The 14725-nt window shown below is 53.3% G+C and carries 15 protein-coding genes; 7 read left to right on the top strand and 8 right to left on the bottom strand.

The genetic code is table 11. The features are described from left to right. Positions 1-4: 4 nt before the first annotated feature. A complete protein-coding gene (locus tag HED65_RS01895; protein ID WP_114977191.1) occupies positions 5-616 on the top strand; it encodes a DsbA family protein in 612 nt (203 codons plus the stop codon). Between the two features lie 42 nt (positions 617-658). Further along, positions 659-1417: a thiol:disulfide interchange protein DsbG gene (gene dsbG / locus HED65_RS01900; RefSeq protein WP_114977192.1), complete on the top strand. Its 759-nt coding sequence runs from the start codon at positions 659-661 to the stop codon at positions 1415-1417. Positions 1418-1459: 42 nt separating this feature from the next. Here the strand turns inward: dsbG and HED65_RS01905 are convergent, their stop codons facing one another. The 5 genes from HED65_RS01905 to HED65_RS01925 all read right to left on the bottom strand — a co-directional run bounded on the left by HED65_RS01905 (position 1460) and on the right by HED65_RS01925 (position 5634). Continuing rightward, positions 1460-2752, bottom strand: a complete 1293-nt coding sequence (locus HED65_RS01905) for a glycoside hydrolase family 10-like protein (RefSeq protein WP_114977193.1) — start codon at positions 2750-2752, stop codon at positions 1460-1462. 7 nt (positions 2753-2759) lie between these two features. Next, a complete protein-coding gene (locus HED65_RS01910) occupies positions 2760-3047 on the bottom strand; it encodes a VF530 family protein (protein ID WP_114977194.1) in 288 nt (95 codons plus the stop codon). 95 nt (positions 3048-3142) lie between these two features. Continuing rightward, the gene (locus tag HED65_RS01915) at positions 3143-4129 is read right to left on the bottom strand and encodes an MBL fold metallo-hydrolase (protein ID WP_114977195.1); all 987 of its coding nucleotides are present in this window, start codon (positions 4127-4129) and stop codon (positions 3143-3145) included. A gap of 121 nt (positions 4130-4250) precedes the next feature. Beyond that, entirely contained in the window at positions 4251-4994 is a 744-nt protein-coding gene (locus HED65_RS01920; protein WP_209313266.1) for a 5'-nucleotidase, lipoprotein e(P4) family, read from the bottom strand. A gap of 94 nt (positions 4995-5088) precedes the next feature. Continuing rightward, on the bottom strand, positions 5089-5634 hold the full coding sequence (locus HED65_RS01925; RefSeq protein WP_114977197.1) for a winged helix DNA-binding protein: 546 nt from the start codon (positions 5632-5634) through the stop codon (positions 5089-5091). A gap of 201 nt (positions 5635-5835) precedes the next feature. Between HED65_RS01925 and HED65_RS01930 the strand changes: the two genes are divergently transcribed. Genes HED65_RS01930 through HED65_RS01940 form a run of 3 tightly spaced genes read left to right on the top strand, consistent with a single transcriptional unit; the run spans position 5836 to position 8546 of the window. Then, a complete protein-coding gene (locus HED65_RS01930) occupies positions 5836-6558 on the top strand; it encodes a DUF969 domain-containing protein (RefSeq protein ID WP_008501655.1) in 723 nt (240 codons plus the stop codon). Further along, entirely contained in the window at positions 6555-7541 is a 987-nt protein-coding gene (locus HED65_RS01935; protein ID WP_114977198.1) for a DUF979 domain-containing protein, read from the top strand. The genes HED65_RS01930 and HED65_RS01935 overlap by 4 nt, the downstream gene beginning before the upstream one ends. 9 nt (positions 7542-7550) lie before the next feature. Further along, positions 7551-8546: a DUF2891 domain-containing protein gene (locus HED65_RS01940; protein WP_114977199.1), complete on the top strand. Its 996-nt coding sequence runs from the start codon at positions 7551-7553 to the stop codon at positions 8544-8546. A gap of 35 nt (positions 8547-8581) precedes the next feature. On the opposite strand, the gene HED65_RS01945 is transcribed toward HED65_RS01940, so the two are convergent. Further along, entirely contained in the window at positions 8582-9997 is a 1416-nt protein-coding gene (locus HED65_RS01945; RefSeq protein ID WP_114977459.1) for an MFS transporter, read from the bottom strand. 117 nt (positions 9998-10114) lie between these two features. On the opposite strand from HED65_RS01945, the gene HED65_RS01950 reads away from it, so the two are divergent. Continuing rightward, positions 10115-11020: a LysR family transcriptional regulator gene (locus HED65_RS01950; protein WP_114977200.1), complete on the top strand. Its 906-nt coding sequence runs from the start codon at positions 10115-10117 to the stop codon at positions 11018-11020. Positions 11021-11024: 4 nt separating this feature from the next. Here HED65_RS01950 and HED65_RS01955 read toward each other — a convergent pair whose 3' ends face one another. Together HED65_RS01955 and HED65_RS01960 are read right to left on the bottom strand one after the other, a co-directional pair. Then, entirely contained in the window at positions 11025-12479 is a 1455-nt protein-coding gene (locus HED65_RS01955) for a Cu(+)/Ag(+) sensor histidine kinase (protein ID WP_114977201.1), read from the bottom strand. Continuing rightward, positions 12469-13152, bottom strand: a complete 684-nt coding sequence (locus HED65_RS01960; protein WP_028018970.1) for a copper/silver response regulator transcription factor — start codon at positions 13150-13152, stop codon at positions 12469-12471. The genes HED65_RS01955 and HED65_RS01960 overlap by 11 nt, the downstream gene beginning before the upstream one ends. A 162-nt stretch (positions 13153-13314) precedes the next feature. On the opposite strand from HED65_RS01960, the gene HED65_RS01965 reads away from it, so the two are divergent. Next, positions 13315-14700: an efflux transporter outer membrane subunit gene (locus tag HED65_RS01965; RefSeq protein ID WP_114977202.1), complete on the top strand. Its 1386-nt coding sequence runs from the start codon at positions 13315-13317 to the stop codon at positions 14698-14700. The last annotated feature ends 25 nt before the right edge of the window (positions 14701-14725 follow it).

Here is a 14725-nt window from a genome sequence, read left to right on the forward strand (position 1 = left end):
TGTCATGAAAAAAATCTTTATTACGCTGCTGCTACTTCTGGCCTCCATTCAGGTGATGGCGGCAACACCCCTGACGACGGACCAGGAACAACGTGCGCAGAAGATGATCTCTGATTTCCTGTTTAATGATCCGAACTCCCCGCGCATCGGCGCGAAAAACCCAAAACTGACCCTGGTGGTCTTTACGGACTACAACTGCCCGTACTGTAAGAAATTCGACCCGTACCTGGAGAAAATTGTCGAAAAATACCCGGATGTCGCAGTGGTCTTTAAGTTTTTGCCTTTCCGCTCGGAAAGTTCGCTGACCGCAGCGCGTGACGCCTTAACACTCTGGCGCGCGCATCCGGAGCAATTTATGAAATTGAACCATACCCTGATGGTCAGAAAGGGGTACCACGATGAAGCCAGTATTCAGGAGGCGCAAAAACGGGCAGGGGTGAGTGTCACGACGCCTGATGAGGAGAGCCTGATGACGATTAAGCGCAGCCTGATCGTCGCAGAAAAAATGGGGATTCAGGGAACACCCGCGACGCTTATCGGCGAGGGATTGCTTCCCGGCTGGGTCCCGTTTGAACAGTTCGATGAAATGGTCAGTGACGCACTGAAAAACCGCTAACCTGAAAGGGGGCTTGATGCCCCCGATAAACCGGAGAGGGAAATGAAAAAATTACTGTTACTTTCGGCGCTGGTATCGTCAGGGCTGGCGCAGGCGGCTGAAGCCATACCGGATGTGGTAAAACACTTTAGCGAGCAGCAGGACATTAAAATCATTAAGAAACTGGATGCACCTGGCGGTGTGCCAGCCTGGCTTGGACAATATCAGGATATGGGCGTGACGCTCTTTTTAACGCCGGACGGCAAGCACGTGATCTCGGGGTATCTGTACGATGACAAAGGAAAAAACCTCAGCGAAGGATATTTCCAGAAAGAGATCTATGCCCCGATGGGACGCGAAATGTGGAAAAAGCTTAACGCGGCGTATCCCCTGAAAGAAGGGGCGGAGAACGCCCCGCGCAAAGTCTTTGTGTTTGCGGATCCGTTCTGCCCGTACTGCAAACAGTTCTGGTCAGAGGCGCAACCGTGGGTGAAGGCCGGTAACGTTCAGCTCAATACGCTGCTGGTGGCGTTTCTCAACCCCAACAGCGGACGTAATGCCGCCGCCATACTGAATGCGAAAGATCCGGTCTCGGCCTGGCGTGATTACGAATTATCTGGCGGCAAAAAATTGCCAAAACCGGAAGGCAGCGCATCCCGTGAAACCGTTGAAATACTGCAGAAACACCAGACATTAATGGACGCTCTGGGCGCTAACGCCACGCCAGCTATTTATTATCTGAATGCGGAAAATGAGCTTCAGCAGGTGGTGGGTATGCCGGATGAAAAACAGCTTGAGGCGATGTTCGGGCCGAAGCCGTAAGCGAAAACAGGCAGAAACGGAACGTTTCTGCCTGATATTCTCTTAGCTACCCCAGCGCCCCCTGAGGTAGTTGACTGCTTGCTGGGTCTGCGGCTGGTTCAGGTAATCTTCCCGGAACAGGATCGTTCCATTCACATTGGGCAGCGAATCGTTCAGATCGAGCTGTTTTTTCAGCTCCGGTACACCGCCCTGAACCATCCAGTCCGGTTCATTTTTCGACGGTTCACCCACTTTGTAGAACGCAACGCCGATATACAGGCGAGTGTGAGTCGATTTCACGACATCTGCCCACCATTTGGTCAGCACGTCGTAGCGCGCAGCATCCCGGGAGAAGGGCCAGTAAATCTGCGGGGCGATGTAGTCGAGTAAGCCTTGTTGTACCCACTGACGTGTATCCGCGAAGGATTCATCATAGGCCGCAGCTCCCCGGGTGTCCGACCCTGCCGGGTCAAATGAACGGTTACGCCACACGCCAGCCGGGCTGACGCCAAACGCAACGCCGGGTTTTGTCTGTTTAACTGCGTGGGAAACCTGCACGATCAACTGCTGCGTGTTATGTCTTCGCCAGTCAGCTTTTGAGGCAAATCCCTGGCCGTACTGCCGGTAAGTCTGCGCGTCATTGAGCGCCGAACCGGGTGATTCGGCATAAAAGTAATCATCAAACTGCACGCCGTCTATCGGGTAGTTTGCCACCACTTCGGTGACCACTCGGGTGATCCAGTCGCGCACTTCCGGAATGCCCGGGTCGAGTACGAAACGATCGCCTGAAATGCGTACCCACTCCGGGTGCTGAACATAGACACTGGACGGAGTCTGGTATGAGGTCCGGTTCAGGGCGGCGATGGTTGACGGCTTAGTGTTGGTCGATACGCGGTACGGGTTGAACCAGGCATGCACTTTCATGCCGCGCTTGTGCGCTTCATCGAGCATGAACTGCAGCGGATCGTATCCAGGATATTCGCCGATGTTACCTGTCAGCATATCTGACCACGGTAAGATTTTTGACGACCAGAGGGCCGTGCTGTCCGGTTTCACCTGGAAAAAGACGGTGTTAATCCCGAGATGCTTAAGATTGTCGAGCTTGCTGGTCAGTGCCTGTTTTTGCATCGCGATGCGTTGGTCAGCGCTTCGGCCATTCACTGATGCGACAGGGGGCCAGTCGAGGCGGGAAACGGTCGCCAGCCAGATCCCGCGCATCGGCTCGTTGGCCTGCTGCGTTGGTTCGCTCACGCCAGGAAGAGGAGTAACCAGTGATTTCGGTGGTTTTGAGGAGCAGCTCACAAGTAAAAGTGCGCAGCCAGCCAGCGCACCAATCCGTTTTACATGTCGCGTCATTTGCGTATTAGCTCTTGATAATCCGACTGTTAGCCCAGGGATTAAAGGCGGGCGTTTCCTGTTCTGCGTGTCCTTCATCGTTGAGGGAGTCCAGATACAGGGCTTCGACTTCCGCGCGTGCCCAGGGTGTACGGCGCAAAAATTTCAGGCTCGATTTAACGCTGGGATCTTTTCTGAAACAGTTAATTTTGATTCGGTCGCCCAACTCGTTCCAGCCATATCGTGCCACCAGGGCGTTGACCATCATCTCCAGCGTTACGCCATGCAAAGGATCGTTAGAAATGTGTGCAGTCATAAGCGTCCGAATGTCTCAATTTTAATGGGATTGGGTTAACCGGTGAAAGGGTACAAGAAAGCACGGGAAGCGGCAATGACATCCCGCGCTGATGCTTATTCCGCACTGCTGGCGTCCCGATTGGTATAGGTGACAGGCACCCACGCATAGCCGCCATGTTCACCTTTGGTGACATAGCCGATACCCGGGAATGGGAGATGGGGGGCTGCAACCAGGTCTTTATTTCTCACAAAGTCCGCAAACGCCTCTTCGCGCACGCGTGCCGCTTTGTTCTGATCTTCATCGTAGGTGATGGTCACGTCGGGCTGCGGGAACTGGACCGCCGCGGCATGAATAATATCGCCCACGAAGGTGATCTTCTCGCCTTTACTTGTCAGCGTATAGAAGGCTGATCCCGGTGTATGGCCGGGATGTACCGTGCCGGTAATGCCTGGAATAAGCTCGGAAGTGCCAGAAAAAGGCACGACTTTGCCTGCATCAAGGTAAGGTTTTAACGTTTTCTGAGCGACGTCAAAGTAATTCTTGCCGTAGCCTGTTTTTTTCTGATTATCGTCATTAAAGAAAAAGTCGATATCCGGTTTGCCAACGAAAACGCGCGCATTGCTGAACACCGGCTTACCGTCTTTCACCAGGCCACCAGCATGATCGGAGTGGACGTGAGTGAGCAGGATTTCGGTAATGTCCTGCGGCTTAATACCTTGCGAGGCAAGGCTCTCAATCAGACGTCCGCCGTTACCCGGGCCAAAGAGCTGGCCTGAGCCGGTATCCACAAGAATTTTGTGTCCGGGCATCGCTATCAGGAAAGCGTTAATGGAAACTTCGGCCGGGTTGGTCTGGAAATTCTTCGCGAGCAAAGCATCAATTTTTTGCGGCGTTGTCCGGCGCAGTAATTTATGCAGATCCTGAGCGACGCTCCCGTCTGTAAACGAAGTGACGATAATATCGCCGACCTGTACGCGGTATCCGCCAGCTGGTTGTTCAACAACGTGCTGAGGTGTAACTGCCAATACCTGTAATGAAGGGTAGAGAAGTAATGCACTGGATATCAGCGTGGACAGAGCAAGTTTTTTCACGGTAAGCATAAGAGTCTCCTTTGAAAGCGCTCATCTTACTTCTCCGTAAAAATAGAAGAACCTACCTAATAATGACAGGAGCCAGCATAATAGCCGGGTGGTGCAGGTCCCATTCCCGGCTCGTAAGGTGTTATTTTTTCAGCGGTGCGTTCCAGCTATCCGGCGTGGCTTTTGACCAGGAGCCGTAAGCGGCATTAGGCAGCACAATCCAGTCATTGCCGAAGTGTTCAGCGCTGGCCTCAACCAGCTCACGTTGCTGCTCGCTCGGTTTTTTGTTTTTAAATTGCACGGCGAAATCTGGCAGACTGTCGCCGAACAGCATCACGATCTGCTGCTTTTTGAGGATACTCTGGCGACGTTCTTCTTTGCTGACCGTATCCAGAAGTACGCTCTCATCTGAAACCTGCGGAAGTCCCAGAGATTTTAACGTATTGAGCGTGTCGGCTTTGTTTTCCTGCATACGATCCGAAACATAATAAATACGGACTTTGCTTTGATTCACGTGGTCAAGAAAGGCTTTCGCGCCAGGGATCAAACCCGGTTTACCCTGTTTCTCCCAGTCACTCCAGGTGTCCCATTGGGTAAAATCGTGACACTGTTCCGTATCGCGCACCAGTAAAGGGGTGTTATCGAGGACAGTTTCATCCAGATCCATGACGACGGCGTAATTTTCCGGCGTCTTCAGATCTTTTAATTTTTCATTGAAACGTTCAGTGGCAAACCGATACGTCTGCATCTGAAGCGCCATAATCTCGGCCGATTTCTGCTGATAGCGCAGCGCCATTTCATACGCTTTGGGTTCACACAGGTCACGATTAGCCGCCATTGCCGTTGCACTGAATACGGGTAATGCCAGCAGTAATACCTTAGCCATTGAATTCACACTTCTTTCCTCAACACCTTGTTAAAATCACGAAAGCGTAATGGAGTTCAATGACAGAAAAATGAACCTTATGTGGCAACTCAACTTACAGTGAGGCTGCCGCCCGGGCCGCAGTGTCATACAGTGATGATATCGTGCGTAACAGTTGTGCGGTGTCTCCAATCGATGCCCCTGAAATACCACTCTCTGCCTGAATATTGATAAGGCACGCTTCCCGCACATCACGGTATTTCATGCATAACGCTTTACCTTCCTCTGTGGTGGAGAAGAAGAGCTCTTTACCCGCTTTCTCGCTCGTCACGTAGCCTGCTTTGACCAGCTTTTTTAGGGCATAGGTCACTACGTGGGTATCTTCCACGTTGAGGACGAAACAGATATCGGCCAGCTTTTTCTTGCGGTTGCGGTGATTCACATGATGCAGCAGTGAGACATCAAACGCCCCCATATCAGGCTCACCAGCTGCGGCCATACAGCGCACCATCCATTTGTTAAACGCGTTACTGGTCATGATTAATGCGTACTCCAGTTCCGATAATTCTGCACAACGCGCAGACACCAGATGATGGGAGGAGACGATACGGCCATCATTGCTGTCGTCGTGAGGTGTTGAAGCACTCTTTTTTGTGGTCATAAGGTTCCTTAGCCAGAAATGTAAACTCGTCGATAAAATAAGAACATTTTATTGATAATTTGTTTACATGTTTTTGAGGTTCAGATATAGCTTTTTAGCGCAGGTTTTGCGAAGCCTGCCAACAAAACACAACATCGCTCGCCGCAAATTAAAAAAATAGCCGTCGGCGTGCAACGCTCACTTTCGATAGGGTAAACGTTTATGGACGGTACTACGCTGTTACCGCTGATCGGGATACCGATCGTGGTTATTGGTTTTGCACTGCGCTTCAACCCGCTACTGGTGGTCGTGGTGGCGGGGCTGGCGACGGGTCTGCTGGTCGGTATGGATTTCGGTATGCTGCTGGAAACCTTCGGCGAGAAGTTTGTGAATAGCCGATCGCTGGCGACTTTCATTCTGATCCTGCCCGTTATCGGTTTGCTGGAGTACTACGGACTTAAAGAACGCGCTCAGGCCTGGGTGGCGAAGATCGCCAGCGCGACCTCGGCGCGTATTCTCATGCTTTATTTTGTCGCCCGTGAGGGTACGGCTGCACTGGGTCTGATGTCGCTGGGCGGTCATGCGCAGACGGTGCGCCCGCTACTGGCACCAATGGCCGAAGGGGCGGCACTGAACGAATATGGCGAACTGCCGCAGCACATTCGCGACAAAATCAAAGCCCATGCCGCTGCGTGCGACAACATCGCGGTCTTCTTTGGGGAAGACATCTTTATTGCCTTTGGGGCGGTGCTGCTGATTGACGCGTTCCTGAAAGAGAACGGTATTCAGGGCATTGAACCGCTCCATATTGGCCTGTGGGCCATCCCGACCGCGATTGCGGCATTGATCATTCACATGACCCGGCTGCTGCGTCTGGATGCCAGCATCCGTCGCGATGTGATGGCATGGCGTGCAGAGCAAGGTACGCAGGAGGCCGCGCAATGATGACGCTTATTACCATTAACCGCGTGTACTACCTGATTGGCTTTGTCGTGATGCTGCTGGTTGTGATGACCCTGCGCGATCGCGCCAATCCTAAACGCTTTACCACTGCGCTGTTCTGGTTTTTATTCGGCGGGATCTTCCTGTTTGGTGACCTGATGGTGCAGGAGCTCGGTAAATCGCTGGCGTACCGGATCATTGGCGGCAGTGTCATCGTTATCGCGTTGCTGGCGGGTTTTGGGCTGGTCGGGAAAGGGCACTACAAAATGGCCTCTGATGAAGAACGGGTCGCCTCGTCAAACCGGCTCAAAAACTGGCTGTTCCTGCCCGCGCTGATGATCCCGGTGGTGACGGTTCTCGGGACGTTATTCCTGAAAGGGGTTTCTGTGGGCGGAGTGTTCCTGCTCGATCAGAAACAACTCACCCTGGCGGCACTTTGCGTGGCCTGTGTCGCGGCGATCCTCACCGGCTGGTGGCTTACTAAAGGCACGCCGCTGCATGCGGTTCGTCAGTCCCGTCGTCTTGTTGATACCATCGGCTGGGCGGTGATCCTGCCGCAAATGCTGGCCATGCTCGGCGGGGTATTTGTGGCGGCAAACACAGGCGATTCGGTACAGAAAGTGGTCAGCCTTTTTGTGAACCCGGACAGCCGTTTCATGCTGGTGGTCATCTACTGCGTGGGTATGGCGCTGTTCACCATGATCATGGGTAACGCGTTTGCGGCCTTCCCGGTGCTGAGTGCCGGCATCGCCTTACCGTTCCTGATCAATGTGCATCACGGCAACCCGGCGCCGCTGCTGGCGATTGGCATGTACGCGGGCTATTGCGGCACGTTAATGACGCCGATGGCGGCGAATTTCAATATCGTTCCCGCCGCGCTGCTGGAGCTGAAAGACAAATATCAGGTGATCAAGATCCAGATCCCGACCGCGTTAACCCTGCTGGTGGTGAACGTGTTCTTAATGTATTTCCTCGTGTTTCGCTAAGGAGCTGTTATGGAATTAACGCAACATCAGGCTGACGCGTTTGCCCGCATGCCATTGACCTATTTGCGCCAGGAATATCCTAACCACATCATGCACCTGCTGAATGATGATGGAGATGTTCTGCCACCTCGCGAGCTACATCCGATATTCTACGGCTGTTTTGACTGGCACTCGGCGGTGCATGGCTACTGGTTGTTGCTGCGCTGTGTGCGTCTCTATCCAGCATTGCCGTGCAGAGAGGAGATTGTCGCGCTCATCGATGAGCACCTGACCGAAGAGAATGTGGCAAAGGAGTTGGCCTATTTCACCGCCCCATTCCGCGCGTCGTTTGAGCGGCCGTATGGTTACGGCTGGCTGCTGGCGCTGGCCCAGGAACTGAAACAGTCGTCGTTGCCTCAGGCCGCAGGCTGGTATCAGACACTCCAACCCTTTACGCTGGACATTCGCGACAGGCTGGTAGATTACCTGAATAAGCTCACCTATCCGATCCGTGTCGGGACGCACTACAACACGGCCTTTGCGCTCGCACTGGCACTCGATTACGCCCGGGGAGTGGAAGATAGTGCGCTTGCGCAGTCTATTCTGACGGCGGCGGAGCGGTTTTATCTTGCCGACACGCGTTATCCTGCTCACTACGAACCCGGTGGTGATGAGTATATTTCCGGCGCGTTGACCGAAGCGTTACTGATGAGCAAGGTGTCAGAGGACTTCCCGGCGTGGTTTGACGCGTTTCTGCCGGAGGTGGGGTCGATTGCGGCACTGATGAACCCGGCGGAAGTGAGTGACCGAACTGATCCGAAAATTGCTCATCTGGACGGATTAAACCTCAGCCGTGCCTGGTGTATGAAACACATTGCCAAAGCATTGCCGGCAAACCATCCGGCACAGCAGGCATTGCGTGATGCCGTGTCAAAACATCTTGCTGCTAGCGTAGAGCATGTGGTGGGTAGCCACTACAGCGGCGGACACTGGCTGGCGAGCTTTGCACTGCTCGCCCTGGAGTAAATGAAGGTGCAGCGCCGTCAGGCGCTGCACCAGCTTTAGGCTGCCGCCCGGACAGCAGGGCGAAGCCTGCTCAGGCTAAACAGGACTGAACCCGTCGAGGCAATCACGGCGATCCACAGCGCCAGATGGACTGTTTGCTCATCAAGCGTTTGATGTTCTGGTGCTGCGGCGACAGTCAGCAGAACGCCCACCACGGCAGCGCCGAGACACTGACCAAATGTCCTGACAATAGACAACACTCCGGATGCATAACTGGCATTTTCCCTCGTCACATTCGAGAGCATTTCCCGGTTATTGGGGCTCTGGAAGCAACCAAACCCCACACCGCAAACCAGGCTACGCAGGCAGATATTCCATGCGGAAGGGCTGGAAGGTAACGTCGCCAGCAGAACCAACCCGACGACAAAAATAATCAGTCCGATGGTCGAGATCTGCGGTGCTGAAAGTGTATCCGCCCAACGCCCGGCATGCGGGGCAATCAGCACGATACCGATTGGCCACGGTGTGAAAAGCAGGGCGGAGACGACCGGGCTGTAGCCATAGACGCTCTGAAACAGGAACGGCAGCGCGACAAACGTGATGCCCTGACTCACAAACGAAGCCAGAGAGGTCAACGCGGCAAGTGTAAAGCGGCTATTTTTGAACATGACGGGGGGCAGTAATGGCGCCCGGCTGCGGCGAATATGCCAGATAAAGGCGATGGCACTGACCATGGCGAGAAACGCCCAGTACATGGCTTCCTGATTAAAGCTTTCCCACACGTGCTGAAAACTGTTGGCCGTCATGATCATCGAACCTAACAGTGCGGCAGAGAGCACCGCCCCCATCGTATCAAAGGGGGCACTATCAACAGCCGCTTTGCGCGGTAAAGCCTTCCAGGCCAGCAGCAATGCAATGCTTCCTGGAATAATGTTAATGGCGAACAACCATTGCCAGCTCAGCGTGTCCAGTATCGTTCCGCCCAGCACGGGCGCAATCGCGGTGCTGGAGGCGATAAGCAGGGCGTGTAACCCCAGAATGCGGCCAAGCAGTCGACCGGGGAACACAGATCGCAGTATCGCCGGGGCTATACTGAGGGTGGCCGCACCGCCGATGCCTTGCAAAATACGCATTCCGATCAACATCTCGGGTGTTTTCGCCAGTGCGCAACCGAGGGAGGTGAGCGTAAAGGTCGTAAGCCCAGCCAGAAAAACCTGCCGATACCCAATGCGAGCCGCCAGCGCAGCGAAAATGGCGAGTGTCATTGCCGCCGACAACAAATAACCATTCGCAAACCAGACAGCGACATTCGCGGACACCTGCATGGCATTCGCCATGGAGGGCAGCGCTATGTTGATCATGGTGCCATCAAAGACGCCCATCAGCGTGGTGGTCATCACTGCGGCCATGACCCGGGCGCGTTCATCTCCCGGCAGCCCTTCATCGCCGGGTTGATTTGAAAATAGCATCATCATCGTAACTCCAGATAAGAATGTTGATGACGAAACTATAACCATGAGGTATACAGGGCGGAAGACGCAGCATTTGCAACTTATCATTGCATTAAACGCCTTATATGAGGAACCACCGTGTCCGATCCCGATTTTAATCTGCTCGTCGCACTCGACATCTTGCTGGCTGAAGCCAGTGTGGCGGGCGCGGCGCGACGTTTAAACCTGAGTACTTCCGCCATGAGCCGTACGTTGAGCAGACTTCGCGAGGTGACTGGCGATCCGATCCTGGTGCGAGCCGGACGTCATATGGTACTGACACCCTGGGCCGAAGCCACACGGGACCGTGCCAGAAGTGCCGTGCATGAGGCAAGGGCGGTGCTGCAGCCTTCAGCGGACACACTAAAGGTGGAAAATCTGGAGCGGCTGTTCACCATCAGAGCCAACGACGGTTTTGTGGTGGCGTTTGGGCCCTTGCTGATTGCCGCAGTGGCGGACGTCGCGCCTGACGTGTGTATCCGTTTCACCCCGAAACCGGAGAAAACATCGCGCTATCTTCGCGAGGGGCTGGTTGACCTGGAAATTGGCGTGCAGAGCAATATGGGGCCTGAAATCCGTCTGCAAAGGTTATTTCAGGATCGGTTTGTTGGCGTGGTGCGCAAGGGGCATCCGCTGGCGTCACTCCCGACAGTGGGCCTGAATGATTATGTCTCCTGGGGGCATGTGGTCGCCTCGCCCGACGGATCGTTACACGGTTTTGTCGATGAGGCGCTGGCGGAATTGGGGATGAAACGTAAAGTCGCCAGCGTGGTGCCGGGTTTTCCGACGGCGCTATCCGTCGCGCTGACGTCTGATCTGATCGCGATGGTGCCGGCGTTGTATTTGCTGAATCAACCGATGACCGGGCATGCGCACGTCTTTGAACTGCCTTTCAGGGCCCGAACTATCACGGTCTCACAGATGTGGCACCCGCGAATGGAAAGGGACCCCGGCCACCAGTGGCTCAGAGAGAAAGTTCGCGACGTGTGTCGGGCGGTGCGCTGACGACTTATACACCTTTTCGCGGTACGGAGAGAATGAAGCGAGTCGATACCGCATCTGATTCCACACGGACTTTACCGTGATGCGCAGTGACGATGGACTTGACGATGGCAAGTCCAATGCCGCTCCCTTCACTTTTACGTTGTCTGGATGGATCAACCCGATAAAAACGATCAAACAACCTTGGCAGATGTTCTTCCGGGATGGGTGTTCCGGGGTTTTCAATCACCAGTTCAAAATCGTTTTCCTGTTCTCTTATCGAAACGGTGATTGCTTTCCCTTCCGGGGTATAGCGCAGTGCATTAGAGATCAGATTACTAATTGCTCTTCTGAACATCTGCGGATCGCCTTCCGTCAGGCAGGGCGTGCCGTTGAATTTCAGCGTGACGTTGCGTTCTTCCGCCCACGCCTCAAAGAAATCGAACACTTTTACGACCTCTGCACTCAAGTCGAACATGACCCTGTCAGGAATGAGCTGGTTATTATCCGCCTGAGCGAGGAAAAGCATATCGCTGACCATTCTGGTCATCCGGTTGTATTCTTCAAGGCTTGAGTAGAGAACATCTTCCAGCTCCTTCTGCGACCGGTTCTGGCTCAACGCGATTTCGGTTTGCGTCACCAGATTCGTGATGGGCGTTCTGATTTCGTGCGCGATATCGGCAGAAAAGTTAGCCTGGCGGGTAAAGACATCTTCAATCTTTTCAATCATATGGTTGAATGAGATCACCAGCTGTTCCAGTTCGACAGGCACGCGGGACGGCTCCAGCCGCGCATCGAGATTTTCAGAGGTGATGTTTTTAATGGCGGTGCTGACGTTACGCAGTGGCAGGTGCCCCTGGCGAACCGCGATACGAACGATAAGAATAATCAGCAGGCTGATCACCGTGGCGATCGCGAACAGATTCTTTTTCAGCGCCTCAAGGTAGTGCAGATGGAAATTAATGGAGAGCCCGATCAGCATGACATAGCGCTGTGTTTTGCCCTGCAGTGTCGCCGTTCCTGAAGAGGCGATAATCCGGTACGTTTCCATTTTCATATCAGACCCGGCGTGCATTGACCCGGCGGGTTCCTCTACCGACCAGAGAAATACGTCCTGTGCGCGACGGTGCGTGCTAAAGTCTGCCGAGTTCATCGCCGGGCGTAATGCCGCCCCTCGTGCCGAGCTGAACAGCTCATTTCCCTGCGGGTCAAGAAGCAGGACGGCAACGTTGCGGTAACTGGCAATCGACTCTTTGATTTTACTGACTTTCTTCTGATCGGGTTCTGACGGGGACTGCAATATGCGCTGCATCGCGGTGCTGATTTGCTGCAGATCGCTGATATCCTGCTCGGCAAAATGTTTTTCAACAGAATGCAGCATAAACCAGGCAAAGGCGAAAAAGGCCAGTATCGTGGACAGGCTGATAAAAAAGGTCAGCCGCAGGGCAAGAGAAAAAGGGCGCCTGAGGGCCTTACTGCGCATCCGGGACCTCCAGCATATAGCCCACGCCGCGCACCGTCTGGATAAGTTTAGGCTCATAATCGCTATCTATTTTCGCCCGCAGCCGCTTCACCGCAACGTCAATCGCGTTTGTGTCGCTGTCAAAGTTCATGTCCCAAACCTGGGAGGCTATCAGAGAGCGCGGGAGCACTTCTCCCTGATGACGCATGAAAAATTCCAGCAAGCTGAACTCTTTGCTGGTCAACAGAATGCGGTTTCCGGCACGACTCACTTTTCTCGAAACGAGATCAACCGTCAGGTCCGCCACCTGAAACTGGCTTTCTGTGATCACCGTATTTCCGCGTCTTAGCAGTGTTCTCACCCGGGCGAGAAGCTCAGCAAAAGCAAATGGCTTAATCAGATAATCATCTGCCCCCAGCTCCAGCCCTTTAACCCGGTGTTCGATGGTGCCGAGGGCAGTCAGTAACAGTATCGGCATTCCTTTTCCGGCAGAGCGAAGCATGCGGACAATATCCCAGCCGTTCACATCGGGAAGCATGATATCCAGAATCAGTAGATCATATTCGGCGGTCATGGCGAGATGGTACCCATTCAGCCCATTATCAGCGTGGTCGACAATAAACCCTGCTTCAGTAAGCCCCTTGCTGAGGTATTCACCGGTTTTAATTTCATCTTCAACGATCAATATTTTCATCTTGCTCCCCTGACTGGCTGCTGATGACATTCTAGTGAGCCTGCGACCGTTAACAATGACTTACGGTAAAAATGACAACATTGTCATTATCCTGTCACCCGTCAAACAGGATGCGTTCAGTAGAGTAGCCCTAAAAATACTCTGGACTTCATTTGAACCGTTATGTTCCTGTTAAAACGACTTAGCATCAGTACAGTATTTATCCTCGCAGGCTGCGTTTCGCTGGCACCTGACTACCAGCGACCGGTAGCGCCTGTACCTCAGCAGTTTTCGCTTTCACGCAACAGCCTCACACCCGCAGTGATGGGATACCAGGACACTGGCTGGCGTCACTTTTTTACCGACCCTCAGGTCGCCGGGTTGATTAACGAAGCCCTGGATAACAATCGCGATTTAAAAATGGCCGCGCTGAAGGTTGAGGAGGCCCGGGCACAGTTCAATGTAACGGACGCAGATCGTTATCCTCAGTTGAATGGATCATCTGGTATCACTTACAGCGGTGGTCTGAAAGGTGACAAACCTGGCACACAACAGTATGACGCAGGTATTGCGCTTAGCTACGATCTCGATTTCTTCGGCAAACTCAGAAACATGAGTGAGGCTGACCGACTAAATTATTTCGCCAGCGAAGAGGCGCGTCGTGCCGTGCATATTTTGCTCGTCTCGAATGTGTCGCAGAGCTATTTCAACCAACAACTGGCGTATAAACAACTGCGTATTGCACGGGATACGCTGAAAAATTACCAGCAGTCCATGGCGTTCGTTGAGCAACAGCTTATGACCGGCAGCACGAACGTCCTGGCGCTTGAACAAGCCCGGGGGCAAATTGAAAGTACCCGGGCAGAAATTGCCAAAAGAGAAGGGGAACTGTCGCAGGCCAACAATGCCCTGCAACTGGTACTCGGAACCTATCGCGCGCTACCATCCGAAAAAGAGATGAATGCCAGCGATATCGCACCAGTAAAACTACCGCCGCATCTTTCATCAGAAATACTGCTGCAGCGCCCGGATATTATGGAAGCGGAGTATCAACTTAAAGCGGCTGATGCCAGTATCGGCGCGGCACGTGCGGCCTTTTTCCCGTCCATATCGTTAACCAGTGGTCTTTCGACAAGCAGTACGGAATTATCCAGTCTCTTTACGCCAGGGAGTGGAATGTGGAATTTTATCCCTAAAATTGAGATCCCCATTTTTAATGCGGGCAGGAATAAAGCCAATCTGAAACTGGCTGAAATTCGCCAGCAGCAATCTGTTGTTAATTATGAACAGAAAATTCAGTCCGCTTTCAAACAGGTTGCTGACTCGCTCGCGTTGCGAGACAGCATCAACCAGCAGCTTGATGCACAACAGCGTTATCTTAATTCTCTGCAAATAACGCTGCAGCGTGCGCGAGGGTTATATTCCAGTGGTGCGGTCAGTTATTTAAATGTGCTTGATGCGGAACGTTCGCTGTTCTCCACGCAACAAAACATCCTCGACCTTATCTATTCCCGGCAGGTTAATGAAATTAATCTGTTCACCGCGCTGGGTGGCGGTTGGGTTGAGTAAACATATTTAATTAAACAGGAAAATA

Source organism: Pantoea sp. LS15 (genome assembly GCF_012241585.1).
Classification (GTDB): domain Bacteria; phylum Pseudomonadota; class Gammaproteobacteria; order Enterobacterales; family Enterobacteriaceae; genus Enterobacter.

Coding starts and splice junctions, on each gene's coding strand:
- HED65_RS01920 (WP_209313266.1), bottom strand. CDS start 4,994: ATGGCTAAGGTATTACTGCTGGCATTACCCGTATTCAGTGCAACGGCA.
- HED65_RS01925 (WP_114977197.1), bottom strand. CDS start 5,634: ATGACCACAAAAAAGAGTGCTTCAACACCTCACGACGACAGCAATGAT.
- HED65_RS01960 (WP_028018970.1), bottom strand. CDS start 13,152: ATGAAAATATTGATCGTTGAAGATGAAATTAAAACCGGTGAATACCTC.
- HED65_RS01930 (WP_008501655.1), top strand. CDS start 5,836: ATGGACGGTACTACGCTGTTACCGCTGATCGGGATACCGATCGTGGTT.
- HED65_RS01955 (WP_114977201.1), bottom strand. CDS start 12,479: ATGCGCAGTAAGGCCCTCAGGCGCCCTTTTTCTCTTGCCCTGCGGCTG.
- HED65_RS01945 (WP_114977459.1), bottom strand. CDS start 9,997: ATGATGCTATTTTCAAATCAACCCGGCGATGAAGGGCTGCCGGGAGAT.
- HED65_RS01915 (WP_114977195.1), bottom strand. CDS start 4,129: ATGCTTACCGTGAAAAAACTTGCTCTGTCCACGCTGATATCCAGTGCA.
- HED65_RS01910 (WP_114977194.1), bottom strand. CDS start 3,047: ATGACTGCACACATTTCTAACGATCCTTTGCATGGCGTAACGCTGGAG.
- HED65_RS01940 (WP_114977199.1), top strand. CDS start 7,551: ATGGAATTAACGCAACATCAGGCTGACGCGTTTGCCCGCATGCCATTG.
- HED65_RS01935 (WP_114977198.1), top strand. CDS start 6,555: ATGATGACGCTTATTACCATTAACCGCGTGTACTACCTGATTGGCTTT.
- HED65_RS01905 (WP_114977193.1), bottom strand. CDS start 2,752: ATGACGCGACATGTAAAACGGATTGGTGCGCTGGCTGGCTGCGCACTT.
- HED65_RS01965 (WP_114977202.1), top strand. CDS start 13,315: ATGTTCCTGTTAAAACGACTTAGCATCAGTACAGTATTTATCCTCGCA.
- HED65_RS01895 (WP_114977191.1), top strand. CDS start 5: ATGAAAAAAATCTTTATTACGCTGCTGCTACTTCTGGCCTCCATTCAG.
- dsbG (WP_114977192.1), top strand. CDS start 659: ATGAAAAAATTACTGTTACTTTCGGCGCTGGTATCGTCAGGGCTGGCG.